Source organism: Streptomyces sp. NPDC048269, assembly GCF_040652395.1.
In the GTDB taxonomy this organism is placed as follows: Bacteria; Actinomycetota; Actinomycetes; order Streptomycetales; family Streptomycetaceae; genus Streptomyces.
Map to the genome: position 1 here is coordinate 130,574 of NZ_JBEZLW010000009.1, position 25,880 is coordinate 156,453.

The window sequence follows — 25,880 nt, forward strand, 5'->3', positions numbered from 1 at the left end:
CGGGAGGTCCTTCACTCGGGGGTGTACACGGTCTGGATCAGGCGGTTCGACTGGCCCCTGCGGATCAGCACACCGCGGCCGGCGGGCTGTTGGGAGGCGTACACGCCCGGGAACAGCTGACCCTCGCTGCGGTCGCCGGCCATGAGGACCGCCGAGGCCCCCGATTCGCGCAGGCCCTGCACCAGCGGCTCGTACATCCCGCGCGAGGCGCCCGCGACGCGCCGCGTCAGGACGAAGTGCAGTCCGATGTCCACCGCCGACGGGATGTACGGAACGAACGGGGCGAGCGGCGACTGTCCCGCGGTGGTGAGCACGTCGTAGTCGTCGACGAGGACCACGATCCGCGGCCCGCCGCCCCAGCTGCCGGGCTCCAGGTCCTCCAGCGGGGCGCTGTCGTCGGGCAGCCGCCGCTCCAGCTCGGTGGCGATGCCCGCGGCCAGCCCGGCGCACATCTTGGTGTTGTACGCGTAGCCGCCGTTGAACTCCTCCGGGACCACACCGCGCAGGCTCCGCCGCGGGTCCATGATGGCGAAGACCAGCTCGTCCTCGCCGTACCGCTCGATGAGACCGCCGGCGATCGTCTTCAGCAGGTTGGTCTTGCCGCACTCGCTGTCGCCCATGACCAGCAGGTGCTGGTCGTGCTGGAACAGGTCGAGGAGTACGGGCGCCAGCGCGCTCTGGTCGAGGCCGATCGGCACCCGCTCGGGCTCTGCGACCGGTCCCGGCATCAGGTGCGGCTCCAGCAGGTGCGGCAGCACCCGTACCGGCTGCGCGGCGTCCCCGCTCCAGGTGGCCCGGACCGTACGGGCCGTGCGCTCCAGGACCGCGCCCAGCTCGGAGGTGTCCTGCAGCCCGTCGGTACGGGGCAGCGCCACGTGTGCGAAGAGCTTGCCGTCGGTGAGGACGCGGCCGGGCTCGTCGGGCGACAGGGTCTCGGCGAGCTTGCGGTCGATGCTGGACTCGCTGGGGTCGTTGAGGCGCAGCTCGACGCGGGTGCCGAAGTTCGACTGGGTGGCTATGCGGACGTCGTTCCAGCGGAGCATGCCCGCGACGACGTGGATGCCGTAGCCGCCGCCGCGCTTGAGGATGTCGACGACCGCGTCGTCGAGTTCCTCGAAGTCGTCGCGCAGCGCGCCGAAGCCGTCGATGACGAGGACGATCTCGGCGGAGGCCAGCTGCGGCAGCCGGCCGGCCGCGTGCAGGGTGCGCAGCTGCTCGACGGAGTCGATGCCGTGGTCCCGGAAGAGGTCCTCGCGGGTCGCGAGCATGTTGCGTACCTCTTCGACGGTACGGGCCGCGCGCTCGCGGTCGGCGCGGCCCGCGATCCCTCCCACGTGGGGCAGCCCCGACAGGGCCTGGAGGCCGCCGCCGACGAGGTCGAGGCCGTAGACGCCGACCTCCTGGGGGGTGTGGGTCAGCGCGAGCGAGAGGACGAGGGTGCGCAGCAGCGTGGTCTTGCCGGACTGCGGGCCGCCGATGACGGCGGCGTGGCCGCCCGCCACGGTGAGGTCGAGGTACCACTCGCCCTGCCACTGCTTCGTCGGGTCGTCGAGCAGGCCGAGCGGCACCACGAGCCGCCCGCGCCGCTTGGCGAGCTGCATTCCCCGCGCGCCCACGTCGAGGGGGCCGGCGACCGAGTCCAGGCTGAGCGCGTCGGGCAGCGGGGGCAGCCAGATGCGGCGCACCTGACCGGCGGCGTTCTCCAGCTGCTCGACGATGACGCCCATCTCGGTCGGGCCGGTTTCGCGGCGCCGGGCCGTGGGCTCCTGCGCACCCGTGCTGTCGGGCTTGGACAGGGTGTTGAAGGCCTCGTACTCGAGGGCGAGGGGTCCGCTGTCCTCGTCTTCCTCGCGCTGTACGGGGCCGCGGTAGGCGCCGGAGACGTAGCTCGCCTTGAACCGCTCGTAGTGGCTGGTGTCGACCTTGAGGTAGCCGAAGCCGGGCAGCGGCGGGAGGTGGAAGGCGTCCGTGGTGTCGAGGACCGTGCGGGACTCGTCGGCGGAGAAGGTGCGCAGGCCCAGGCGGTACGAGAGGTAGGTGTCGAGGCCCTTGAGCTTGCCGCTCTCGATGCGCTGGCTGGACAGCAGCAGGTGCACGCCGATGGAGCGGCCGATCCGGCCGATGGACAGGAACAGGTCGATGAAGTCGGGCTTGGCGGTGAGGAGTTCGCCGAACTCGTCGATGACGACGAAGAGGTGCGGGAGCGGGTCCAGGTCGGGCCGGCGGTCGGCGCGCAGCGCGGCGTAGTCACCGATGTCGGCGATGTTGCCGGCGTCCTTGAGGACCTGCTGGCGGCGCTTGACCTCGCCGGCGAGCGAGGCGTGGACGCGCTCGACGAGACCGGCTTGGTTCTCCAGGTTGGTGATGACTCCGGCGACGTGCGGCAGGTCCGCGAACGGCGCGAAGGTCGCGCCGCCCTTGTAGTCGACGAGGACCAGGGCGAGGTCCTCCGGCGGGTGCGTGGCCACCAGGGCGAGGACGAGGGTGCGCAGCAGCTCGGACTTCCCGGAACCGGTGGCGCCGACGCACAGGCCGTGCGGGCCCATGCCCAGCTCGGAGGATTCCTTCAGGTCCAGCAGCACGGGCTCGCGGGCGTCGCTGATGCCGATGGGCACGCGGAGGAAGGCGCGTTCGCCGCGCGGCGTCCACAGGCTCGCCAGATCGAGGCGGGCCACGTCGTCGATGCCGAGCAGGTCGGCGAAGTCCACGGGCCCGGACAGCGGGGCGTCGATGAGGGACTCGGCGGACAGGCGCAGCGGGGCGAGCATCCGGGCCAGGCCCTCGGCGAAGGGGATGCCGACCTCGTCCACGATGCCGTGGGCGCTGATGGACTGCTCCTCGCGCAGGTCCTCGATGAGTACCTGATCGCCGTCGACGGTGATCCTCACGCCGACGTGTCCCGGCTCCTGGATCCGCTGTTCGAGCAGATGGAGGACGGTGACGCCCATCTCGCGCAGGCCGACCGCATCGTCTGGGCGCGGCAGTTCGACGGCGTCCTCACCGTGTCCGTCGGTCACGACGAGCAGCCGGGACGTCATGGAGAGGGCGTCCTTGCCGGACAGTCCGCGGCGCACCTCGGCGGCGTAGGAGGCGCGCCGGCGCAGTTCCGGGCCGATCTGCCGGGCGAGCTGGGCGGCGGAGGGCGCGATCCGGCGGGCGGCGACGGGGCCGTCGAGCTGTTCGGTGTCGAGCAGGTGCGGCATCCACTTGGCCCACTCCCAGTCGGGGAGCCGGTCGCCGGGCACGGCCAGCGCGATCGCCACGTCGTCGGGGGCGTGCAGGGCGGCGGCCTGCACCAGCAGGGCGCGTGCGACGCGCAGGCAGTCCTCGCGGGGGCCGATGAGGCTGATGTTCCCGACGCGGTCGAGGGGGACGGTGAGCGGGAGTTCGGTGCCGTTGCGGAAGCGGGAGGTGAGCGCCGAGGCCTCGTTGAGCATGAAGAGGTCGGGCGGGGTGAGGACGGAGGAGCCCTGCTGGCCGATCTGCAGGTCGCGTACGGGCATCACGCCGGTGCCGACGCGCACGCGCAGGAAGTCGCCGTCGACGCGGCGCCGCTCCCACAGCCGGGCGGGGTCGCGGACGATGTCGTACAGGGCGTGCGGTGGCGGGTTGAGCACGTCGGCGTGCTCGCCGCGTTGGCGTTCCTCGGCGGCGAGCTCCTCGCGCAGGTCCTCCAGGTAGGCGAGGTAGGCCTCGCGCTGGGTCCGGCGGGTGCGCTGGGCCTTGCCGCGCTGCGAGAAGACGAGCGCGAGGGAGCCGATGACGGTGACGACGAGGATCAGCGCGCCGAGCGCGGCGAACTGGCTGTTGCGGACGACCGTCATCATCACGACGGACGACATGACTCCGGCCACGGGCAGCAGCGACATCGCGATGTTGCCCGCCTTCCCCTCGGGGAGGTTGGGCGGGGCCTCGATGGTGCGTGCGGCGGGAGCGGCGGGGGGTTTGACGGTCCTGGCCGGGCGGTGGATCAGTCGGGTGCTCATCGTCGTCGTTCGCCAATCACGATCGGTCGCGTCACGGTCGGGCTCGGCACCTCGGTCAGTGGCGCTTCTGGGAGAGCTGGAAGACTTCCGCGGCGAGCCGGGTGGCGGTCTTCCTGGTCGAGTGGGCGAGCAGTTCGGTGCGGATGGGGCCGCCGGCCGCCAGGTGGCGGTCGTACGGCAGGACCTGCACGCCCGCCCCGGTGGCCTGGAGCGTGCGTACCGCGTCGGCGAGGTCGATTCCCGGGTGCGGCGTCTGCTCGGTGAGCACGACCACCGTGCCGGCGATCACGTGCGGGGGCAGGCCCTGCATCCACTGGAGGACCGCGTACGTACTGGTGACGCCGTCCAGGGTCGCGGGGGCGGTCAGGACGCGGGCCTGGGACGCGGAGAGCGCGACACGCGCGACCTCGGCGGGCAGCGTCTCGCAGTCGACGACGGTCACGCCGAAGTAGCGGCGGAGCGCGACCATGGCCCGTTCGTAGGACCGGAGATCGAGCATCGCGCCGATCTGGCCCTGACTGCCGGGCAGCAACCAGGCGTTGTCGCGGAGCTGGACGAGGTAGCCGGTGATGTCGAGCAGCGACATCTGGGGTTCGACGATGTCCGCGACGTCGCCGGTCGTCCAGCGCAGGGTCTCGGCGCCGAGCCGGATCGGCAGTGAGCCGAGGGCGGGGTCGGCCTCGACGAAGAGGACGGGGTCCTGGCGGTAGTGGGCGTACGTGGTGCCGAGCAGCGCCGCGACCGTGGACTTGCCGGCGCCGCCGCGGATGGAGGTGACGGCGATCTGGCGGCCGGTGGTCACGGGCTGCTGGAGCATCTCGGCCGCGCGGGTGGCCTCGGCGACCTCGCGGGCGGCGGATGAGGAAACGGTTCGCCGTACTGCGCGTACGGCGCGGGCGGCGAACGGCTCACCTCGCCGGGGCTTGCGGACGGCCCCGGCGAGGTTCTGGTCGACGGCGGGCCGGGAGTCGGGGGTACGGGCCGCCGGGGCGGCGGCCGGCTGCTGCCGGGGGACGTGGCCCTGGGGGGCCGCCTGCGGGTACCCGTAGCCGGGAGCGGGCTGCTCGGGCGGGTACCCGTAGCCAGGGACGGGCTGCGGGGCGCCGTGGGCCGGGCCTTCGGGCGCGACCCCGCCGGGGGCCTGTCCCGGAGCCGGGGACGGAGCCTGCCCCGGGGCGTGGGACGGGGCGCCGGAGCCCGGCGCCGGCTGCGGGGCGGCCGGGCCCTGCCCCGGTGGCGGGGCGCCCTGCGCCGAGGCGCCGGCCCTCAGGTCGCGCAGGACGTCGCCCTGCCAGTTGTCTCCGTTCGGCATGTCTGCCCCTGCCCCTCTTCTTCCGACCTGCTGCCCCGCCCGGAGCGCCTGCGCGTTGACTCAGAACTTGTTGAGCAGCTGCCCGTACACGCCGAACACCCCGACGGCGAGCGGGAACAGCCCCACCATGCCGACCGATTCGACGAGGTCGGCGGTACGCCGCAGCCGGACCTGCACGTGCTCCGGCGGCTGCACCGCGAGCACGAGCAACGGCAGCAGCGCCGCCACACCCAGTACGGTGAGCGCCGCGGTGCCCCCGTCGTGCTCGGTCCACAGCACCACGAGTCGTACGGCGAGCAGGGCCGCGGCGGCGGACAGCGCCACGACCTCGGCGACCAGCGGGAAGGCCCGCGCCCTCGACAGCAGCACCACGGCGACGAGCGCCGGCAGTGCCACCGTCCATACGGTGGGCTTCTCGGCGAGGGTCAGCAGCCAGCCCGCGGCCGCAGCCGAAACCGCGGTGACGATCGTTGCGAGGGCGAGCCCGCGGTGCGTGGCGGCGAGCGCGTTGCCCACCTCGTGGCGGCTGACGGAGACGCCGCCCGAGCGGCGGTCGTCGAGCGCGGTGAGCCCCGAGGCCATCAGGGCGAGTCGCGGCAGCAGACCGAGCAGCACCACCGAGACGAGGGCGACGACCCCGCCGAGCCGGGCCGGATCGTCCTGGACGGCGGCGACGGCCTCCCACAGGGCCGTGATCAGGGCGGTGGCCACGGCGCCGATGAGCCCGCCGCGGCCGAGCGGCGAGAAGTAGCCGAGCAGTACCAGCGTCAGGACGACCGAGCCGGCGACGGCGGCGAGCCGCACGATCCCCGACCAGTGGTGGGCGTCCGCGGCGGTCCACGCGGTGAGGACGCCCAGCCCGCCGGAGGCGAGCAGGAGGGCGGTCGCCAGGCCTCGGTTGGCCTGCCCGATCCGGGCGACGACCGCGCCGGCCGCCATCAGGACGAGCGTGACGGCCGTGAGCGCGCCGGCCAGGGCGTCGAGTGCGAACTCGCGGCGGGCGAGCAGCGCGGCGGTCACCATGAAGGCCACGGTCGCCACGCCCGCGCTGCCCCGCCGGGCGGCGGGACGCCAGCGCCAGGCCTGCAGATCGAGGTCGTCGGCCACCAGGTCGGTGACGTCGTGGACCACGGGGGCGGGCGGCGCGGAGTGTGTTCTGACGAGCCGGAGGACGGCGCCGTCGGCTATCCCGGCCGACGCGAGCGTGCTGTCGTGCGGCAACGCGGAACCGTCCGACGTGATCAGCTGACGGGTCAACGGGCGTGATGCGGCCCGGTCGTCGAGCAGATGCAAGATGTCGGGGAGCAGCTGCCCGATCGGAGTGTCGGAGGGAAGGACGATGTCGGCCCGGCGCCGCTCGCCGACCAGGGTCACCCGGCTCAATTGCGCCCGGGAAGTCGTTGCTGTGCTCACCACTTACGGGAACCTATCATCGCGGGACTGCGACCTTTCGGGGCCAAGGGGACGTGGCTCTGCTTCCGGACCGTCAACTCTCCCGGATCTGCACGTCTTCTGCTTCCGTCTACGACTTCTACGATGCCGACGGCTTGGGTGTCTTGGGCGACTTGGGCGTGTGCGAAGGCTGCGGCGAATTCGACGACTTGAGCGGGGCCGACGGCTTCGGCGACTTCGCGGGCGGCGACGGCTGCCCGAACTGCTGCACCGGACCTTGCTGCTGTTGCTGCTTCTGTTGCTGCTCGGCCTTCTGCTTCGCGAGCGTGTGCTGGACGAAGGACCATCCGACGCAACCCGCACACAGGACAGCCGCGATGGCGATGCCCGCGAACAGCTTCCCGAGCCGCTCGTCGGCCGTGCGCCGCGCCCGCTGCGCGCCGAACAGCAGCGCGTCCCTCATCCTGCGGCGGCGTACCGCCACCGACTCCAGAAGCTGGCTGTCGTAGTCCCGTGCCATCCGTCGTCCGTCGCCTCAGTCTCGCCTCGTCGAGCGCCGACAGCCGCTCAGGGGCGCGGCTGACGCGTGCGGCATGCGAAGTCCCCCGTGTTTTGCCTCTGCAACATAGAGCATGGACCCGCACCGAGCACACCCGGGCAGTGCGGTCGCCCGGGCGGAGAACCGGGTCTACGTTGGAAGGACGTGGGGCTCGGGGCTCGGGGCACGGCGTCACGCGGGCAGGAGGCCGGTCATGACGGCACGGTTGCGCAGGACAGCGGTCGGCGTGGCCACGGCGGCTCTGATCGCCGTACCACTGGGCTCCGGGGCGGTACACGCCTCGGACGCACCGCCCCCCGATCCGTCGCCTTCGGTCTCCGCTCCGGCCTCCGACGGGTTCCCGCTGCTCACCCCCGCCGTGGCGGCCCAGCTGGACGAGGCCGTCAAGAAGGTCATGGCCGAGGCCGGGGTGCCCGGGGTGATGGTGGCCCTGTCGGCGCCCGGGAAGGGCGATTACGTACGGACCTTCGGCGTCGCGGACAAGGCGACCGGCGCGCCGATGGCGACGGACATGAACATGCGCATCGGCAGCGTGACCAAGACCTTCACCGTGACCGCCCTGCTCCAGCTGGTGGACGAGGGCAAGGTGGGACTCGACGACCCCATCGGGAAGTACGTGGACGGGGTCCCCAACGGCGACCGGATCACCCTGCGACAACTGGCGGAGATGCGCAGCGGACTGTTCAACTACTCTGCGGACGAGGACTTCTACAAGGCCCTGACGAGCGACCCCGAGCGGACCTTCACCCCGCAGGAGCTGCTGGCGTACGCCTTCGAGCACCCGGTGCTGTTCGAGCCGGGCACCAAGTTCCTGTACTGCAACACCAACCTGATCCTGCTCGGGCTGGTCGTGGAGAAGGCGAGCGGTGACGAGCTCGCCGACTACATCAACCGCGAGGTCGTCGCCGAAGCCGGACTGAAGCACACGCTGTTCCCCGCCGGCGCGGAGTTCCCCAGTCCGCACGCCCACGGCTACACGGACCAGACGGCCTCCGGGAAGACCGAGGACGCCACGAACTGGAACCCCTCCTGGGGCTGGGCGGCCGGAGCGATGATCTCCGACCTCGCCGACATGCGGAGCTGGGCGAAGACCCTGGCGACCGGGACCCTGCTGACCCCCGCCACCCAGGCCCAGCGGCTGAAAGTGGTCCCGGCGCTGCCGGGCGCGGGGTACGGCTTGGGCATCTTCAACGTCCAGGGCTGGATCGGCCACAACGGATCGCTGCCGGGCTACGAGACGCTGACCGTCTACCTGCCGCAGTCGCGGGCCACGCTGGTGGTGATGCTCAACACGGACACCGACTTCCAGGGATCCGAGCCCAGCACGCTGTTCGGCGAGGCGATCACGAAGATCGTCACCCCCGACCACGTGTTCAGCCTGCCCGCCCAGCCCGTCGGTCACTGAGGCCACCCGGGCCATGTCCCGCACCGCCGCGCACAATGGTTCCCGACGGCGCTGGAGTGACCAGGGAGACGCACATGAACGGCCAGGCTCGGACGACACACGACGGGGCGGTCACGGTCCGCGCGGCCGGGGAGGAAGACGTCGAGGCGGCCGCCGCGCTGTTCCGCGGCTATCTGGACTTCTACGAGGTGGAGGTGGAGGACCCGGACCGCCCGCGCGCCTTCCTGGCGGAACGCATCGCCAAGAGCGAGTCGCTCGTCCTGCTCGCCGAGGCTCCGGGGGCCGGGGCGGTGGGCTTGGCGCAGGTCTACCGCACGTTCTCGTCCCTCACCATGCGGCCCGCCTGGGTGCTCAACGACCTCTACGTGGCCCCCTCCGGCCGCCGCACCGGCGCGGGCCGCGCGCTGCTGCGCGAGGTGCTGCGCCTGGCCCGCGAGGCCGGGGTGGCCGGCGTACAGCTGGAGACCGCGTACGACAACACGATCGCGCAGGGGCTGTACGAGGCGGAGGGCTTCGTCCGCGAGGAGTTCCACGTCTACTTCCACGGCCTGGGATGACCGCCGTTCAAGAAGGGGTGAAACATTTCCGCACCGCCGTCGCGTCAATGGGGTGAGACGGGCGCGAGGGGGAGTGCATGCGGCAGGGTCGCAGAGACGGGTTCCGTGAGTTCGCGGCAGGCCGGTCGGGGCATTTGTACCGGTCGGCGTGCCTGCTGGCGAGCGGGGACACCCACCTCGCGGAGGATCTGGTGCAGGAGACCCTGGGGCGGATGTACCTGCTCTGGGGGCGGATCTCGCGCATCGACAATCCGGCGGCGTACGCGCAGACGGTGCTGGTACGGGCCTTCCTGACGCACCAGCGCCGCCGGTCGGCGGGGGAGCGCCCGGTCGGGGAGCTCCCCGATCCGGGCGCGGCGGCCGGCGCCGGTGATCCGGCACTGCGGCTGACGCTGCTGGAGGCGCTGGGGCGGCTGGCGCCGAAGGACCGGGCGGTCCTGGTGCTGCGCTACTGGGAGGACCGCAGCGTCGAGGAGACCGCCGACGCGATGAACGTCAGCTCGGCGGCCGTGCGCACCCGGACCTCGCGGGCGCTGGGCCGGCTGCGGGAGCAACTGGGCGGCGATCTGGCCGCGTTGGCGGAGCTCTGAGAACGCCGGTCCGTGCCCCCTTTCCTCACCCACCTTGAAATGGAAGGCTTGGTTCCGCATGCCCTTTGAAGATGAGCTCGGTGAAGCGCTCCGGCGCGCGGGGGACGGTTTCACGGCCGACCGGCTCGCCCTCGTGGACGCCGGTGAGCGGCGCGGCCGGCGGCTGGTGGCCCGCCGCCGGGCCGCGGTGGTCGGCGGCTCGGTGCTGGCCCTGGCCCTGGTCGGGTCGGTCGGCGCCTACTCCGGTGGCCTGCTGGGCGGTTCCGGCCCGGTCAACGTGGCGGCGCCGCGTCCCCTGGAGACCACCAAGCCCCCGCAGCCCGGGAAGATGACGGGAGGCGGCACCGGCGCCGTCACGGCGGAAGGGCTGCTCGCGGTGTTCCGGGGACTGCTGCCCGCCGGGCAGCTGACCGATACCGTGGCGCGCGGCACCGACGAGCCCCCGATGGCATCCGGGGTGTTCGACGACGGGAACGGCAAGGCGGCCATCAGCGTCGGCCTCTCCCGGGTGGACCCGGGCGGCAGCAACGCGCGCGAGATGACCCGGTGCGGGGACAAGGAAGTCCAGGGATATGACGACTGCCTGGCCGAGCAGCTGGGAGACGGTTCCCGGCTTCTGCTCTACAAGGGCTACGAGTACCCGGACCGCCGGGTGGACACCAAGGTCTGGCGGGCCGTGCTCGTGACCCCGCAGGGCTTCCAGGTCGACGCGTCCGAATGGAACGCCCCCGCCGAGAAGGGCGCCGCGATCTCCCGGCCCAACCCACCCCTGACCACTGCCCAGTTGAAGGCGCTGGTCACTGCGGACCAGTGGCACCCGGCGCTGAACGACCTGCCGGCGGCGCCGGTCGAGCGCGCCGAGAGTCCGGTGTCGGGCGCCGGCCCGCAGGCCGGGCCGGTCCTGCAGTCGCTCCTGCCGAAGGACGGGGTCACGGTCGTTTCCGAGGGCGGCGAGGGCGACTACGCGTACGCCGTGCTCGACGACGGCAAGGGCAAATCGATGGTCCAGGTCAACGTGCAGCCGAACATGCGGGACTTGCTGGCCGGCTACATGGCGGGCGACGGAGTGACCACGCTGCCGGACGGCACCAAGGTGAAGGCGGAGCAGAAGCCGGGGGAGAAGGGCGGCGCCGGGGTGGTCTGGTGGAGCGTGGACACCCTGCGGCCGGACGGTGTGCGGGTGGTGGTCTCCGCCTTCAACAGCGGCAGCCAGAACAAGCCCGCCACCCGCAAGGCCCCACTGCTGACCATGGACCAGCTGAAGGAGATCGCGCTGAGCCCGAAGTGGACCACCCCGTAGCTCATTTCGCGTCGGCGTAGCACTCCACGACCGCCGTGGTGAACGGGAACCGCACCGGCGTGTCGCCGAAGGCGATCCGGCCGGCCCGGTCACCGGCGGCGCGGATCGCCTCGGCGACGGCCCCGGCCTCCTCGGCCGGGCAGTGCACGATCACCTCGTCGTGCTGGAAGAACACCAGCTCGGCCCGCATCCCGGCGAGGGTCTGCCGCAGGGCCGCCAGCAGCAGCAGGGTCCAGTCGGCGGCGCTGCCCTGTACGACGAAGTTACGGGTGAACCGGCCGCGGGCGCGGGTGTTGGTGGAGGCGTAGCTCGGAGTCCAGGCGTCCTCCCGGTCCTGCGGGATCCCGGCCTCGCCCTCGTCCGGGGTCTCGGCGGGCGGCGGGCAGGTGCGGCCCAGCCAGGTCCGTACGAGCCGCCCTTCCTCCCCGGCCTTGGCCGCGTCGTCCACGTACGCCACGGCCCGGGGGAAGCGGCGGCGCAGCGCGGCCAGGTTCTTGAGGCCGTCCCCGGAGGTCTGCCCGTAGACGGCGCCCAGGACGGCGAGCTTGGCCTTGTCCCGGTCGCCGGAGAAGCCCTGGCGGGAGACGGCGGTATAGAGGTCCTCGGGCCGCCCGGCCACCTCCATGAAGGCGGGGTCGCGGGAGATCGCGGCGAGCACGCGCGGCTCCATCTGGTCGGCGTCGGCGACGACCAGCCGCCAGCCCGGATCGGCGACGACGGCCCGGCGGATCACCTTGGGGATCTGCAGGGCCCCGCCGCCATTGGTGACCCAGCGGCCGGTGAGGGTGCCGCCGGGGATGAACTCGGGGCGGAAACGGCCCTCGTGGACCCAGTCCGCGAGCCAGCTCCAGCCGTGGGCGGTGTAGATCCGGTACAGCTTCTTGTACTCGATCAGCGGCGCCACGGCCGGGTGGTCCAGCTCCTGGATCTCCCAGCGGCGGGTCGACTTGAGCTTGATCCCGGCCTCGGCGAAGGCCTTGATGACGTCTGCGGGGAGCTCGGGGCGCACGCGCCGGCCGAAGGCGTCGGAGATCCGGTCGGCCAGCTCGGCGAGACGGCGGGGCTCGCCGCCGCCGGCGTACCGCTCGCCGAGCAGCTCGGTGAGGAGGGCGCGGTGTACGTCGGCCCGCCAGGGCAGGCCCGCGCGGTTCATCTCGGCGGCCACGAGGAAGGCGGCGGACTCGGCGGCCGTGAGCAGCCGCATCCGGTCGGGGTGGGCGGTGGCGTCGAGCCGTTTCGCCTGGTCGGCGTGGACCGCGAGCAGGGCGTCGAGGGGGAGGGGAGCGGGCTGCGGGTCGAAGAGGGAATCCTGCGTGCCGGGCTCGGCAGCGCGCTGCGGGGGATCGGGCGGTACGGGGGCGTCGTTGAGCCGGGCCCAGGCGGCGGCCGCCGAGCGGGGCTCCCCGAACCGGCCCTCGTGACCGAGCAGCAGCAGCTCGGCGTCCTCGACGTCGTAGCACCGTTCGACCCGCACTCCGGCGGCGAGCAGCCGGGGGTAGACGGCGGTGGTGGACCGCCAGACCCACCGCGTCCCGGCCGGCGCGGCCCGCACCGCCGCGGTGGGCTCGCGCACGCTGACCCGCGCCCCGGCGGCCGGGTCCACGGGCGCGGCGTGCCACCACCCGTCGCCGTCCTCGACGAGGGCCCACCGCCCGGCGTGTTCGCTCACGGATGCGAGTGTCCCACCGCGGTCTGACATCCGGCGGCGGCGCCGCCGGGGGCCGGGTGGGCGCGGCACAATCGGCGGCGCGGCTCAATCGCCGGCGCAGCGAAGGGCCGGCGCTCCGCCCCGTACCCCGCGCTCCCCGGCTACTGCTGGGAGGTGTCCCCCGGCGGGGCTGGGTACGGCTCCGCCCCCAGGCAGGGCTGGGTACGGCTCGCCCCTGACCCGGCGCGTTCGGCGCGGGTGGGCTGTCGAACGCCGGGCGGGCTCGATTCCCTGCGGGACCCCAGGAGTGGCGCCGCAGTGGGCTACTGGCGGGACGCCGACTCCGTGTACACCGCCAGGGCGGACCGGGGGGCGCGGCCCAAGAGCTTCGGGAGGACCCCGGCGTCAGGGGTGGCCAGGAAGCCCGCGGCGATGGCCGAGTACGTCGCCACCAGCATCGGGACCTCGAACGGCTGCGCCGCAGTGGCCGCCAGCGCGGCCCGGGCATCCGACAGGGAGCCCGGCGCGTAGCGGGCGCCGGCCGCCCCCGCCAGTTCCGCCCCGCCCAGCGCGCGGTCGCCGACCAGCTCGTACACCTGCCCGGCGTGCGCCTCCGGCGCAAGGGCGACCCGTACGGCGACCTCCGCCAGGTCCTCCCGGGCGACCGCCGCGAGCCGCCCGTCCCCCATCGGCGCGGTGATCAGCCCGTCCGGGCCGGGCGCGGCCAGGGCCGCCAGCAGCTCCGCGTACAGGCCGTTGCGCAGGACGGTCCAGTTCAGCGAGGACTCGCGCAGGCGGCGCTCGGTCCAGCGGTGCGGGAGCGCGTACGGCAGGTGGTCCCCGGTCCCGGTGAGGCTGGTGTAGACGAGGTGGCGCACCCCGGCCCGCTCGGCCGCCGCGACCGCCGCGCCGTGCCGTGCGATGACCCGGTCGTCCTCCCCGTACCCGGCGGAGATGAGCAGCAGGGTGGCCACCCCGGCGAAGGCGGCGTCGAGCGACTCCGGGTCGTCGAAGTCCACCCGCACCTGCCCGGGCCCGTCCGGCGCACGCGTGCCGAGCCGTACGTCCGGCCGGTCCGCCAGGCGTCGCGCCACCTGGGAGCCGAGTCCGCCCGAGGCGCCGGTGATCAAGAGCATGGGAAGTCCTCTGTCCGCGTTCGTGGTTGGGTACACGGACATCGTGTGCGGACCGGCGCACGGAGCGTAAGGAGGCACTTCCATGTCACCAGGGCACACCGCGATAACCACCCCCGCCGTCCCGGGCGACCCCGTGGTCAGCTGCGACGACGACTGCGGCATCCGCGACGTCCTCGACCGGCTCGGCGACAAGTGGTCCGTCCTCGTCGTCGTCCAGCTCGCCGCCGGGGTCCACCGGTTCAAGGAGCTCCAGCGCGCGGTCGACGGCGTCTCGCAGCGGATGCTCACCCTCACCGTCCGCCGCCTGGAGCGCGACGGCCTGGTCAGCCGGACCGTGTATCCCACCGTGCCCCCGCAGGTCGAGTACGAGCTGACCGAACTCGGCCACAGCCTGACCCTCCTGGTCAAGGGCCTCGCCGACTGGTCGCTCGCCCACCGCCCGCGGATCGAGGCCGCCCGCCGGGAATGGGACGCGAAGGCGGACATGCCAAGCTGAAGGGTGTGAGAGACCTTGCCGAGACCGTCGACCGAGCCTTCGCCGCCGCCCTCTACGCCCAGGACGACACCGGGCTGGACACCGGGGCGTCGCTGCTCGCCGCCGAGCCCGCGCGGTGGGGCGCGGTCGGGCGGGAGCTGCTGGCGCGCGGAGAGGCGTACGTACGGCAGGGCTGGGAGCGGGGCTGGCAGCCGGCCGACGTGCTCCGGCTGGTCCGCCGGGACCTCGACGAACGGCACCTGCGGATCACCGGGGACCTGATCGCCGCCGAGGCGCGCCGGTACGCCCGGCTTCCGGAGCGGTGGACCGGGGCGCAGGTGTGGTGGACGAGCGACGAGGAGTACGCCGACCAGCTCGCCCGCCGTGAGAAGGCGGACCGGTTCACGCTGGCCACCGCCTGGCTGGAGGTGTTCCGGCTGCTGGTCCGGCTGCCCTCGATCGAGCCCGTGGGGCCGCTGCCCGGTGACCCGGCCGACGCCCTCGCAGAACACGCCCACATCGAGCCGCGGATGCTCGGCCGCATCCGGGCACTGCTGGCGAAGGCCGAGGCCACCACCTTCCCGGAGGAGGCGGAGGCGCTCAGTGCCAAGGCCCAGGAGCTGATGGCCCGGCACACCGTGGACGAGGCGCTGCTGGTGGCGCGCGGCGGGGCTCCGGCGCAGGTCCCGGGGGCCTGCCGGATCGGGGTGGAGCCGCCGTACGAGGAGGCCAAGGCGGTGCTGCTCGACGCGGTGGCCACCGCCAACCGGTGCCGGGCGGTGTGGAACAGCGGCTTCGAGTTCTCCACGGTGGTCGGCTTCGAGAGCGACCTGGAGGCGGTGGAGCTGCTGTACACCTCGCTGCTCGTGCAGGGCACGGCGGCGATGACGCGGGCGGAGGCCGCGCAGCGGGCCGGGGGCCGCAAGCGGACCAAGACATTCCGGCAGTCCTTCCTGCTCGCGTACGCCAGCAGGCTCGGGCGGCGGCTGGCCGAGACCGCCGAGCAAACGGTGAGCGAGGCCGCGGACCCCCTGCCGGCACTGGTGGCCCGCGATGTCGCCGTCAGCTCGCGGGCGGAGGAGATGTTCCCGCAGACCACGACGACGCGGCTGCGCGGGGCGACCGATCTCGCGGGCTGGGAGGACGGTACGGCGGCCGCGGATGCCGCGCATGTGTCGGGCCGCTCCAAACCGCTGCCGCGCTGACCGGAGCTCCGCCTTGGTAACCGCTGCCGCGCCGACCGGAACTCGCCCTGGACCCCGCACTCACACCCCCCGGCTACCGCTGAAGGTGCCCCCAGGCGAGGCTGGACGTGCCCGGCGGGGCCAGGATCGCCCTGCACGCGACCGCCAACCCACGCCGGGTACCACCCCGGCCCGCCCGCCCCAACCCACGCCAAGCACAGCCCGGTCAGCCCGGACCCAACCCCGGCCCAGCCCGCGCCAGGCACAGGCCCGGCCCGCGCGCCAGGCACAGGCCCGGCCCGGCCCACGCCGGGCCGGGCCAATCCCTGCCGGGCGCGCCCCGGCCCGCCCGCCCCCACGCACGCCGGGCGCGACCCCGGCCCGCCCGGACCCAACCCCGGCCCAGCCCCTGCCGGGCGCGACCTCGGCCAGCCCGCCACGCCAGGCACAGCCCGGTCAGCCCGGCCCAGCCCGCGCCGGGCCCGAGCCAGCCCCTGCTGGGCAAGGTCCCGGTTGAGTCCGCCCTGACTCAGCCCCTGCCGGGCGCGACTCCGGCCCGCCCGGCCCCAACCCACGCCAGGCAGCCCCGGTCAGCCCGGACCCAACCCCGGCACGCCCGGGCCCGAGGCACCCCCCCGGCGTTTGAGGCGCGGGGGCCGGGGGTTCCGGGTGCGGAGCCCCCGGCCGGCGGCGCCGCACCCGGCATCCGCACCCCAGCCCGCCGGCGTTTGAGGCGCGGGGGCCCGGGCCGAGCCCCGGCGGCGAGGCCAGATGGCCGTACCGGACAAAACGGATACCCTCGCCCCATGAGCTGGCTCCGGGCGCTGAAGGACACCGCCCGGGCGGGCATGACGGTCGAGCGGGCCCCGCTGGAGCCCCTCATCGCGCTGCGGGCCGCCGCGGGGCTCGCCCTCGTCATCGGGGCCGGGCTCGCCCTGTTCGGGCCCGGCTCGGCGGCCAGCTCCGCCTTCGGGGCCTTCATGGCCGCCCTCGCGACCCTCCAGAAGAGCTGGCGTCCGCGCCCCGTCCTCGCCCTCGCCTCAGGCCTGACCCTGGCCGTCTCCACCTTCGTCGGCTACCTCGTCGGTTCCTCCCACGCCGGCCTCTTCCTGGCCCTGCTCGCCGCCTGGGCCTTCGCGGCCGGGATGGTGTGGGCGGCCGGGCCCACGGCCGGGATCATCGCCTCCGGGAACGTCGCGATCATGCTGGTGACCGTCACCCTGCCGACCTCCGTGCCGCAGGCCGCCGGGCACGCCGCCCTGATCGCCGCCGGCGGGGTGGTGCAGGCGCTGCTCATCGTGCTCTTCCCCGTCCGCCGCTGGGGCGCCCAGCGCGACGCCCTCGCCGACGCGCTCGCCGCCGAGGCCGACTACGCCCGCCGGCTGCGGCAGGACCCCGTCGCGCCCTTCGACCCGCAGCCGCTGATGACCGCCCGGGACGCCGCCACCGTGACCGTGCGCCAGGCCCGGCGCCGCCCCGCCGAGCTGCACGGGGCGCGCGGGCTCGCGGAGAGGGTCCGGCCGGTGCTCGCCTCGCTCGCCGATCCGGCCGTGGGGGCGCCCGCCGAGGGTCCGGCCCGGGACCGGGTGCGCGAACTGCTCGCCGCCGCCGGGGAGGTCCTGGACGCCGCCGCGCACGCGATCCGGCACGGGGATCCCGTACGCCTCCCCGCGCCGGACCTGGCCGTCCTGAAGTCCCCCGACACGGCGGATGTCCTCACCGGCGCGCCGCTCCGGGCCGCGCGCCGGCTCGCCGCCCTGCTGGACGACGTACTGGAGACGGTCGAGCCGCGATCCGGGCGCACCGCCGATCCCGGGGAGTCGATGCTGCGGCCCACCCTGCCGGGGCTGGTCCCGCTGGCGTGGAACGCCGTACGCGCCGAACTGCGCCCCGGTTCTGCGGTCCTGCGGCACGCCCTGCGCGTCACGGCCGTGGTCTGCGCGGGCTCCCTCATCGGCCACGTGCTGCCGTTCGGGCACGCCTACTGGGCCCCGATGGCCTCCGTAATGATCATGCGGCCGGACTTCAGCCAGACCTACTCCCGCGCCGTCGCCCGCTTCGGCGGCACCCTCGTCGGGGTCGCCGTCGCCACCGGCATCGTGCAGCTGGCGCAGCCGGGGATGTACCTGTCGGGCTTCCTCGCCGTGGTCAGCGCGGGCCTGATGTACGTCCTGATGCGCACCGGGTACGCCGTCGCGCAGGTCTTCGTCTCGGCCTACGTCGTCTTCCTGCTCGGCATGGGCGGGGTCCGCTGGGACCAGACCGTGCCCGACCGGGTCGCCCTCACCCTGCTCGGCGGCCTGCTCGCGATGCTCGGCTACGCCCTCTATCCGGCCTGGGAGACCCCTCGGCTGCGGACCCGTCTCGCCGACTGGCTCGCCGCCGCCGGGCGGTACGCGGCCGCCGTGCTCGGCCAGTACGCCGATCCGGCCCGGGCCCGGCGCGCCGACGTCCGCGAGGCCCTGCTGGCCGTCCGTGACGCCCGGGTCGCCTGGCAGGACGCGCTCGGCCGGGCCGCGGGGGAGCCGGTGCGTCACCGGGGGCTGTCGCGGGCGGCCGCCGACGACGCGGGCGACGCCCTGGCCGCGCTGGGCCGGGGCGTCATGCTCCTGGAGGCCCATTTCCCGGACCGCGCGCACCCGCCGGTGCCGGGCGCGGCCGAGCTGGCGCGCGCGCTGCGCTCGGCCACCGAGGCGGGCGCGACGGCGGTGCGCGAGCGCCGGATCCCGCGGTGGGACGAGGTCAGGGCGGTGCTGGCGGACGGGGACCTGCCCGAGGAGGGGGTGCTGCGGGCGGCCGCCGAACAGCTCCTGGACTCACTGGACGAGGTGTCGAACGCCCTTTGCCCGTAAGGGTGATCCATATCTGTGATCAGGGAAGCACCCCGCGTGCACGTGCATCTGCCCATGCATGCGCTTATGAACACAGCTATGATCCGGTGCAGTTGACATCTGCACTATCGGGGGCTTCCTGTGGACCACGCGTACAACGGGATGGCAGCTGCAGAACTCGCTTCCTTGTTTGAGCTGACCTGGCAGAAGAGCAGACACAGCAACTCTCAGGGTTCTTGTGTGGAGTTCGCGAAACTGCCCGGCGGCGACGTCGCCATGCGCAACTCGCGCTTTCCGAACGGCCCGGCGCTCGTGTACACGCCGGCCGAGATAGAGGCTCTGCTCCTGGGCGTCAAGGACGGCGAGTTCGACCACCTGATCGGCTGACGGAACAGCGCACCAGATCAAGCCGTGCACGTGCACTGGCCGGGAATGATCATTGCGATCAGTCCCGGCCAGTTGTCGTGAATCGGCGTGTATCCCCGGTGGAGCGGCCGTTCACTCCTGGAGCAGGAACAGCGCCCAGACCACCTTGCCGGTCAGCCGTCCCGCGAGCGGGTGCCATCCCCAGCTGTCGCTGTACGAGTCCACCAGGAACAGCCCGCGCCCGGACTCCAGGTCGAAGTTCTCCGCCGTCCGCTCGGGGGAGAAGGAACCCCCGGGCCGGTCCTCACTGGGATCGCGCACCGCGCACACCAGCCGGGTGCTCCACCGCATCAGGTGCAGCCGTACCGGCGGCTCCGCCTCACCGCCCGCGACCCGCGAATCCTCGGGCAGGGCATGGCGCAGCGCGTTGGTGACGAGCTCGGAGACGACCAGCGACACGTCGTCGAAGCGTTCTTCGAGACCCCACTGGGACAGTGTCGACCGACAGAAAGAGCGGGCGCCCCGCACCGCTTCCAACCGGGCGGGCAGAGCGCAGGAGGCGGACCCGGAGACGGCCGTGGGGTCGACCGGGGGAAGCCCCTGCCGTAACGGCTCGAGCATGGTCGATCCATTCGTCCCCATGCGAGGCACTCCCGGGATTCGCGGGCGGAGCGGTCATCTCCGTCCAGAAAGAACTGCGGGGTGGGTCCGCGGCGCCGGCGCGAAGTGCACGCAGGTGCGCGGGGACCATCGTTCCGAATGCCGGTGCCGGATGCAAGGGCAGATGCACGTGCACGCGCCGGACCTGTCCCCTCCCGTGATGGTTCTTGCTCATTTCTTCCTACGCATCCTTACGGACTTCTTTTCCGGGAGCCAGGATTCCGTTACAGAACGAGTACGGACCGATGCGTTTTGGTGGCAGACTGCGGCCCTGGGGTACGGGGGCCCCTCGACGCGCACACACCACGCGCACGCCATTGCGATGGGGAGGGCAGTACTAGTGACCGCAGAAGCGAGCGGTTCTGTGGTGCGCCGCATCCTCCTGGGCTCCCAGCTCAGGCGACTCCGAGAATCCCGCGGCATCACCCGTGAGGCGGCCGGCTACTCGATCCGCGCATCCGAATCGAAGATCAGCCGCTTGGAGTTGGGAAGGGTGAGCTTCAAGGCCAGAGACGTGGAGGACCTCCTCACGCTCTACGGAGTCACGGACACGGCCGAGCGCGAGTCCCTGCTGGGACTGGTCCGCGAGGCCAACGCGACGGGCTGGTGGCACAGTTACGGCGACGTGCTGCCCGGGTGGTTCCAGACGTACATCGGTCTCGAGGGTGCCGCCTCGCTCATCCGGATCTACGAAGTCCAGTTCGTCCACGGCCTGTTGCAGACCGAGGCCTACGCCCACGCCGTCGTCAGGCGCGGCATGCCCGGCGCCACCGCCGCCGAGATCGACCGCCGCGTCGCGCTGCGCCTGGAGCGCCAGAAGGTCCTCGTCTCCGAGAACGCGCCGGTCTTCCACGCCGTCCTCGACGAGGCCGCGCTGCGCCGCCCGTACGGCGACCGCGACGTCATGCGCGGCCAGCTGGAGCACCTCATCGAGGTCTCCCAGCGGCCCAACGTCCAGCTCCAGGTGATGCCCTTCTCCTTCGGTGGCCACGCGGGGGAAAGCGGAGCCTTCACCCTGCTGCGCTTCCCCGAGTCGGACCTCCAGGACATCGTCTATCTGGAACAGCTCACCAGTGCCCTCTACCTGGACAAGGACGAGGAAGTGGGGCAGTACGGCCGCGCGATGGAGCGGCTCCAGGCCGACTGCCCGGACGCCGACCGGACCCGGGATCTTCTCCGCGGCCTGCTCCAACTGTCTTGATGCGCACGTAGTATGACGTCTGATCAGTGCATGACGACCGATCGGTCTCCGGTGCAGCGCACGGGTGCGCGCTCGCAGTAAGGGATGGCATGTCCATATTCAGCGACCTCGCTCACCAGTACATCGACGGCGAATGGCTGGCCGGAACCGGTTCCTGGGACATCATCGACGTCAACCCGTACAACGGGGAGAAGCTCGCCGCCATCACCGTGGCCACCGTCGAGCAGGTGGACCAGGCCTACCGCGGCGCCGAGCGCGCGCAGCGGGAGTGGGCCGCCACCAGCCCGTACAGCAGACGCGCGGTCCTGGAGCGTGCCCTGCGGATCACCGAGGAGCGCGAGAAGGAGATCATCGAGGCGATGATCGACGAGCTCGGCGGGACGCGTCCCAAGGCCGAGTACGAGGTCTACCTCGCCAAGGAGTTCATCCGCGAGGCGATCCAGCTCGCCGTCCGCCCCGAGGGCCGCATCCTGACCTCGCCGGTCGAGGGCAAGGAGAACCGGGTCCAGCGCCTCCCGGTCGGCGTGATCACCGTGATCAGCCCCTTCAACTTCCCCTTCCTGGTCACCCTGAAGTCGGTCGCCCCGGCGCTGGCGCTGGGCAACGCGGTGGTGATCAAGCCCAACCAGAACGCACCCGTGGTCGGCGGCGGCGTCATCGCCAAAATCTTCGAGGACGCCGGGCTGCCGGCCGGTCTGCTGAACGTCCTGGTCACGGACATAGCGGAGATAGGCGACGCGCTCCTCACCCACCCCGTCCCCAAGGTCATCTCCTTCGCGGGCTCGGACCGGGTCGGCCGGCACGTCGGCGCGGTCGCCGCCAAGCACTTCAAGCGGACGGTCCTGGAGCTCAGCGGCAACAGCGCGCTCGTCGTCCTCGACGACGCCGACCTCGACTACGCGGTGGACGCGGCCGTCTTCAGCCGCTTCGTCTACCAGGGCCAGGTCTGCATGGCCGCCAACCGGATCCTGGTCGACGCCTCCGTGGCCGAGGAGTTCACCGAGAAGTTCATCGCCCGCGTGCGGGCGCTGAAGACGGGTGACCCGCACGAGGCCGACACCCACATCGGCCCGCTGATCAACTCCTTCCAGGCCGACGCCCTGACCGCACTCGTGGACCAGGCCGTGGAATCCGGCGCGCAGGCACTCGTCCGGGGGTCTACGCGCGGCAACCTCGTCGAGCCGACCGTCCTCACCGGCCTCCCCGAGGACTCCCCGCTGCTGGGCCAGGAGATCTTCGGCCCGGTGGCCCTGCTGGTCGTCTTCGACGGCGAGGACGAGGCCGTACGGCTGACCAACGCGACCCCGTACGGACTGAGCGGCGCGGTGCACACCCGGGACGTGGAGCGGGGCGTCCGCTTCGCGCAGCGGATCGAGACGGGGATGATCCACGTCAACGACTCCACCATCGGGGACGAGCCGCTGGCCGCCTTCGGCGGGGAGAAGGCCTCGGGCCTGGGCCGCCTCAACGGCGAGGCCACCGTGGAGGCCTTCACCACGCAGAAGTGGATCTCCGTACAGCACGGCCGGACGCGCTTCCCGTTCTAGGCGTTCATCGTTCTAGACTCGGGCGGGCGTACGCGGCGCCGCCCGGGGGAGTGCAAGTTGAGCAACATACCCGAGACCGGCCGGACCCCTCGGGTCCAGATCCGGCTCGTCGTCATCCAGATCGTGGTCTTCTCGCTCCTGCTCACCCTGGGCGGACGCCTCTGGTACCTCCAGATACGCAATGGCCAGGAGTACACGGACGAGGCCAAGAACAACCACGTCCAGCGCGTGGTCCAGCCTGCCGTGCGCGGCTCGATCCTCGACTCGCGCGGGGTCCCGCTCGCCGACAGCCAGACCCACCTCGTGGTCTCCGCCAGCCGCACCGAGCTGCTCGCGATGAAGGACAAGGGCAAGGCCGTCCTCACCCGCCTCGCCGGCGTCCTCGGCATGGACCCGCAGGAAGTCCTCGACAAGGTCCGGCTCTGCGACGCCAAGACCAAGCAGCCCTGCTGGAACGGCTCTCCCTACCAGCCGATCCCGGTCAGCGACGAGGCCACCACCGAGCAGGCGCTCCAGATCCACGAGCACGCCGAGGACTTCCCCGGCATCACCGCAGAACCCACCGCCATGCGCCGCTACGCCGGGCCGGACGGGGCCAACACCTCCCAGGTGCTCGGCTACCTCTCGCCGGTCACCGACGAGGAGATCGCCAAGGCGAAGAACTCCGACTCCCCCTACCTGCGCTCGGACCAGGTCGGCCGCTCCGGCCTGGAGCGCACGTACGACAAGGAACTGCGCGGCAAGGCGGGCATCACCCGCTACGAGGTGGACAACCTCGGCCGGGTCACGGGCCAGGGCCAGACCGACAAGGCGCAGCCCGGCTCGAACGTCGTGACCTCGATCGACTCCCGCGTCCAGGCGGTCGCCGAGCGGGAGCTGAACAACGCGATGATCGATGCCCGCAAGACGTACGACAAGAACACCCGCCGGAACTACGAGGCGGACGCGGGCGCCGTCGTCGTCATGGAGGCCAAGACCGGCCGCGTCGTGGCGATGGCCTCGAACCCGACCTACGACCCGAACGCCTGGGTCGGCGGCATCTCCGCCAAGGACTACGCCGGGCTCACCGACAAGGAGTCGAACTACCCGCTCCTGAACCGGGCGATCCAGGGCCAGGCGGCGCCGGGCTCCATCTTCAAGGTGGTCTCCTCGACCGCCGCGGTCAACGCCGGCTACCCGTTCAACAACCGCTACCCGTGCCCCAGCTCGTACTCGGTCGGCAGCCAGACCTTCACGAACTTCGAGTCGCAGGGCCACGGCGACATCACCATCGGCCGGGCCCTGGAAGTCTCCTGCGACACCGTCTACTACTCCATCGCGGACCAGGAGTGGAAGAAGGACGGTGGCATCAACCCGAAGAAGACCCCGAACGACTGGTTCTTCAAGACCGCCCACGACTTCGGGCTCGGCAAGCCCACGGGCATCGACCTGCCGAACGAGGTGAGCGGCCGGATTCCCGACCGCAAGTGGAAGCAGGACTTCTTCGAGGCGAACAAGGCCGCCTGGTGCCGGGACGGCAAGAAGAACGGTACCTTCGCCGAGAAGATCGCCTACGAGAACTGCCGCCAGGGCAACCAGATGCGCGAGGGCGACGCCATCAACTACTCGATCGGTCAGGGCGACACCCTCGTCACACCGATCCAGATGGCCTCCGTGTACGCGGCCATCGCCAACGGTGGCACGCTCCACCAGCCCAGCATCGGCAAGGCGGTCGTGAGCGCCGACGGCAGCTCGGTCCGGGAGCTCGCGCCGAAGGTGCAGGGCAAGCTGCCGATGGACGAGAAGACCCGCGACGACATCGACGAGGCCCTCGCCGGTGTGGCCACCAACGGCAGCGCCGCCTGGCGCTTCGGCGGCTGGCCGCAGAAGCAGATCCCCATGCACGCCAAGACCGGCACCGCCGAGGTCCAGGGCAAGCAGACCACCTCGTGGTTCGCCTCGTACACCGAGGACTACGCGATCGTCATGACGATCTCCCAGGGCGGCACCGGCTCCGGTGCCTCGGGCCCGGCCGTCCGCAAGATATACGAGGCGATGTACGGGCTCGATCCGACCGGCAAGCAGGACCTCTCCAAGGCCCTGCTGCCCCAGCCCGCGACCGCGCTGCCCGCTCTTCGTCCGGACGGGGAGGACACTCCCAACTGAGGGTCCAATTAGGACAGGTATTGACCGCAAGGCTCCGTAGCGTGGTTCTCGTCAGCAGGAGAAGCACCAACACCGAAGGCGGCAGGTCATGGCTCAGATTTCCACCGAGGTCCCCGGCGACGAGCGCGGCACGCTCCTCGCCTTCGTCGAGGCCCAGCGCGTGGCGCTGCGCGAGTCGGTCCGAGGGCTCACCGAGGAGCAGGCCGCGAGCCGCCCCAGTGCCAGCGAGCTGTCCCTCTCGGGGCTGCTGAAGCACGTTGCCGAGGTGGAGCTCGTCTGGCTGCGGCTGGCCCAGCAGCGGCCGAACGAGCGGCAACGCAGCATGGAGAGGTGGAGCGAGGGCTTCCGCCTGGCCGAGGGCGAGAGCATCGAGGACGTCCTGGCCTTCTGGGACGGGGTCGTGAGGGAGGCGGAGGCTTTCGTCGCCGCCGTCCCCAGCCTCGACGACACCTTCCCGCTCCCTCCGGCGCCCTGGTTCCCCAAGGACGGCAAGGTGTCCGTGCGCTGGATGCTCCTGCACCTGGTGGAGGAGTTCGCCCGGCACGCGGGCCACGCGGACGTCGTGCGCGAATCCATCGACGGCACCAAGGCGATGGGCTAGCCCTCCGGCGGCTCCCGGCGCACCCCGGCCGGCGGATCGGCGGCCGGGGCTTGCACCTCACGTGGCGTGAGGACCCACAGTGAAGGGCGTACCCAACCAGAGGAGCGGAAGGCGATGAGCTACTCCGTGGGCCAGGTCGCCGGTTTCGCCGGAGTCACGGTGCGCACCCTGCACCATTACGACGAGATCGGCCTGCTCTCCCCGAGCGGCCGCAGCCACGCAGGACACCGGCGGTACGACGACGCCGACCTGGACCGGCTGCAGCGGATCCTGTTCTACCGGGAGCTCGGCTTCCCGCTCGACGAGGTCGCGGTCCTGCTGGACGACCCGGAGACGGATCCGCGGGAGCACCTGCGCCGGCAGCATGCCCTGCTGTCCGACCGGATCGCCCGGCTCCAGCAGATGGCCAAGGCCGTTGAGCACGCCATGGAGGCGAAGAAGATGGGCATCAACCTCACGCCCGAGCAGAAGTTCGAGGTCTTCGGGGACTTCGACCCCGACCAGTACGCCGAGGAGACGGAGCAGCGCTGGGGCGATACGGACGCGTACAAGGAGTCGGCCCGCCGGACGGCCTCGTACACCAAGGAGGACTGGCAGCGGATCCAGGACCAGGCCGCGGACCTCAACGGGCGGCTCGCCGCCCTGCTGGACTCCGGCACGCCCGCGGACTCCGAGGAGGCCATGGACCTCGCCGAGGAGCACCGCGGCTGGATCAACGGCGCCTACTACTCCTGCACGTACGAGATCCACACCTGTCTCGGCGAGATGTACGTCGCGGACGAGCGGTTCACTGCCTACTACGACGCCATCCGGCCGGGCCTGGCGGTGTTCGTGCGGGACGCGATCCTGGCGAACGCGGTGCGCAAGGCGTAACGGCCGCGCAGGGCTCGAGGGCCTGCGCATAGTGGAGCGGCCTGCGCGAGGCGTAGGCGAATCGTCACGCATACGACCCCCTCCGGCCTCTGGAACCGGGTGGGGGTCGTGT

The 25,880-nt window shown here is 72.4% G+C and carries 19 protein-coding genes and 1 pseudogene; 13 read left to right on the forward strand and 7 right to left on the reverse strand.

Annotated elements, in window-relative coordinates; genetic code table 11:
- Positions 1-11: 11 nt before the first annotated feature.
- The 4 genes from eccCa to AB0D48_RS13220 all read right to left on the reverse strand — a co-directional run bounded on the left by eccCa (position 12) and on the right by AB0D48_RS13220 (position 7,210).
- A complete protein-coding gene (eccCa, locus tag AB0D48_RS13205; protein WP_362394674.1) occupies positions 12-3,986 on the reverse strand; it encodes a type VII secretion protein EccCa in 3,975 nt (1,324 codons plus the stop codon).
- 55 nt (positions 3,987-4,041) lie between these two features.
- Entirely contained in the window at positions 4,042-5,298 is a 1,257-nt protein-coding gene (locus AB0D48_RS13210) for a MinD/ParA family protein (protein ID WP_362394677.1), read from the reverse strand.
- A gap of 60 nt (positions 5,299-5,358) precedes the next feature.
- A complete protein-coding gene (eccD, locus tag AB0D48_RS13215) occupies positions 5,359-6,714 on the reverse strand; it encodes a type VII secretion integral membrane protein EccD (protein WP_362394680.1) in 1,356 nt (451 codons plus the stop codon).
- Positions 6,715-6,829: 115 nt separating this feature from the next.
- The gene (locus AB0D48_RS13220; protein WP_362394683.1) at positions 6,830-7,210 is read right to left on the reverse strand and encodes a hypothetical protein; all 381 of its coding nucleotides are present in this window, start codon (positions 7,208-7,210) and stop codon (positions 6,830-6,832) included.
- 232 nt (positions 7,211-7,442) lie between these two features.
- Here AB0D48_RS13220 and AB0D48_RS13225 point away from each other — a divergent pair, with 232 nt between their 5' ends.
- The 4 genes from AB0D48_RS13225 to AB0D48_RS13240 all read left to right on the forward strand — a co-directional run bounded on the left by AB0D48_RS13225 (position 7,443) and on the right by AB0D48_RS13240 (position 11,101).
- Positions 7,443-8,654 (forward strand): serine hydrolase domain-containing protein, encoded by a 1,212-nt coding sequence (locus tag AB0D48_RS13225; protein WP_362394685.1) that lies wholly within the window; start codon positions 7,443-7,445, stop codon positions 8,652-8,654.
- A gap of 74 nt (positions 8,655-8,728) precedes the next feature.
- Positions 8,729-9,211, forward strand: a complete 483-nt coding sequence (locus AB0D48_RS13230; RefSeq protein WP_362394688.1) for a GNAT family N-acetyltransferase — start codon at positions 8,729-8,731, stop codon at positions 9,209-9,211.
- Positions 9,212-9,288: 77 nt separating this feature from the next.
- A complete protein-coding gene (locus AB0D48_RS13235; protein WP_362394691.1) occupies positions 9,289-9,801 on the forward strand; it encodes a SigE family RNA polymerase sigma factor in 513 nt (170 codons plus the stop codon).
- A 58-nt stretch (positions 9,802-9,859) separates the two neighbouring features.
- Positions 9,860-11,101 (forward strand): hypothetical protein, encoded by a 1,242-nt coding sequence (locus AB0D48_RS13240; RefSeq protein WP_362394694.1) that lies wholly within the window; start codon positions 9,860-9,862, stop codon positions 11,099-11,101.
- Between the two features lies 1 nt (position 11,102).
- Here AB0D48_RS13240 and AB0D48_RS13245 read toward each other — a convergent pair whose 3' ends face one another.
- The gene (locus tag AB0D48_RS13245; RefSeq protein WP_362394697.1) at positions 11,103-12,800 is read right to left on the reverse strand and encodes a bifunctional 3'-5' exonuclease/DNA polymerase; all 1,698 of its coding nucleotides are present in this window, start codon (positions 12,798-12,800) and stop codon (positions 11,103-11,105) included.
- A 272-nt stretch (positions 12,801-13,072) separates the two neighbouring features.
- Entirely contained in the window at positions 13,073-13,885 is an 813-nt protein-coding gene (locus AB0D48_RS13250) for an NAD(P)H-binding protein (RefSeq protein ID WP_362394700.1), read from the reverse strand.
- 82 nt (positions 13,886-13,967) lie between these two features.
- On the opposite strand from AB0D48_RS13250, the gene AB0D48_RS13255 reads away from it, so the two are divergent.
- From AB0D48_RS13255 to AB0D48_RS13270, 4 genes are all read left to right on the forward strand, one after another.
- On the forward strand, positions 13,968-14,381 hold the full coding sequence (locus tag AB0D48_RS13255) for a helix-turn-helix domain-containing protein (protein ID WP_362394703.1): 414 nt from the start codon (positions 13,968-13,970) through the stop codon (positions 14,379-14,381).
- Positions 14,382-14,386: 5 nt separating this feature from the next.
- Positions 14,387-15,565 carry a DUF2786 domain-containing protein gene (locus AB0D48_RS13260; RefSeq protein ID WP_362394706.1) on the forward strand — a complete coding sequence of 393 codons (1,179 nt, stop codon included), beginning with the start codon at positions 14,387-14,389 and terminating at the stop codon, positions 15,563-15,565.
- Between the two features lie 785 nt (positions 15,566-16,350).
- Positions 16,351-18,396, forward strand: a complete 2,046-nt coding sequence (locus AB0D48_RS13265) for an FUSC family protein (protein WP_362394709.1) — start codon at positions 16,351-16,353, stop codon at positions 18,394-18,396.
- A gap of 120 nt (positions 18,397-18,516) precedes the next feature.
- The gene (locus AB0D48_RS13270) at positions 18,517-18,762 is read left to right on the forward strand and encodes a DUF397 domain-containing protein (RefSeq protein WP_362394712.1); all 246 of its coding nucleotides are present in this window, start codon (positions 18,517-18,519) and stop codon (positions 18,760-18,762) included.
- Between the two features lie 111 nt (positions 18,763-18,873).
- Here AB0D48_RS13270 and AB0D48_RS13275 read toward each other — a convergent pair whose 3' ends face one another.
- Positions 18,874-19,383, reverse strand: a complete 510-nt coding sequence (locus AB0D48_RS13275) for an ATP-binding protein (RefSeq protein ID WP_362394715.1) — start codon at positions 19,381-19,383, stop codon at positions 18,874-18,876.
- A 340-nt stretch (positions 19,384-19,723) separates the two neighbouring features.
- On the opposite strand from AB0D48_RS13275, the gene AB0D48_RS13280 reads away from it, so the two are divergent.
- The 5 genes and pseudogenes from AB0D48_RS13280 to AB0D48_RS13300 all read left to right on the forward strand — a co-directional run bounded on the left by AB0D48_RS13280 (position 19,724) and on the right by AB0D48_RS13300 (position 25,768).
- Positions 19,724-20,602, forward strand: a complete 879-nt coding sequence (locus tag AB0D48_RS13280) for a helix-turn-helix transcriptional regulator (protein WP_362394718.1) — start codon at positions 19,724-19,726, stop codon at positions 20,600-20,602.
- An 89-nt stretch (positions 20,603-20,691) separates the two neighbouring features.
- The gene (locus AB0D48_RS13285) at positions 20,692-22,149 is read left to right on the forward strand and encodes an aldehyde dehydrogenase family protein (protein ID WP_362394721.1); all 1,458 of its coding nucleotides are present in this window, start codon (positions 20,692-20,694) and stop codon (positions 22,147-22,149) included.
- 57 nt (positions 22,150-22,206) lie between these two features.
- Positions 22,207-24,276 (forward strand): annotated as a pseudogene (gene mrdA, locus AB0D48_RS13290) (penicillin-binding protein 2); the annotation flags it as partial.
- A gap of 106 nt (positions 24,277-24,382) precedes the next feature.
- A complete protein-coding gene (locus AB0D48_RS13295; protein ID WP_362394724.1) occupies positions 24,383-24,895 on the forward strand; it encodes a DinB family protein in 513 nt (170 codons plus the stop codon).
- Between the two features lie 114 nt (positions 24,896-25,009).
- Positions 25,010-25,768, forward strand: coding sequence for a MerR family transcriptional regulator (locus AB0D48_RS13300; RefSeq protein ID WP_362394727.1), 759 nt, complete (start codon positions 25,010-25,012; stop codon positions 25,766-25,768).
- Positions 25,769-25,880 lie beyond the last annotated feature (112 nt).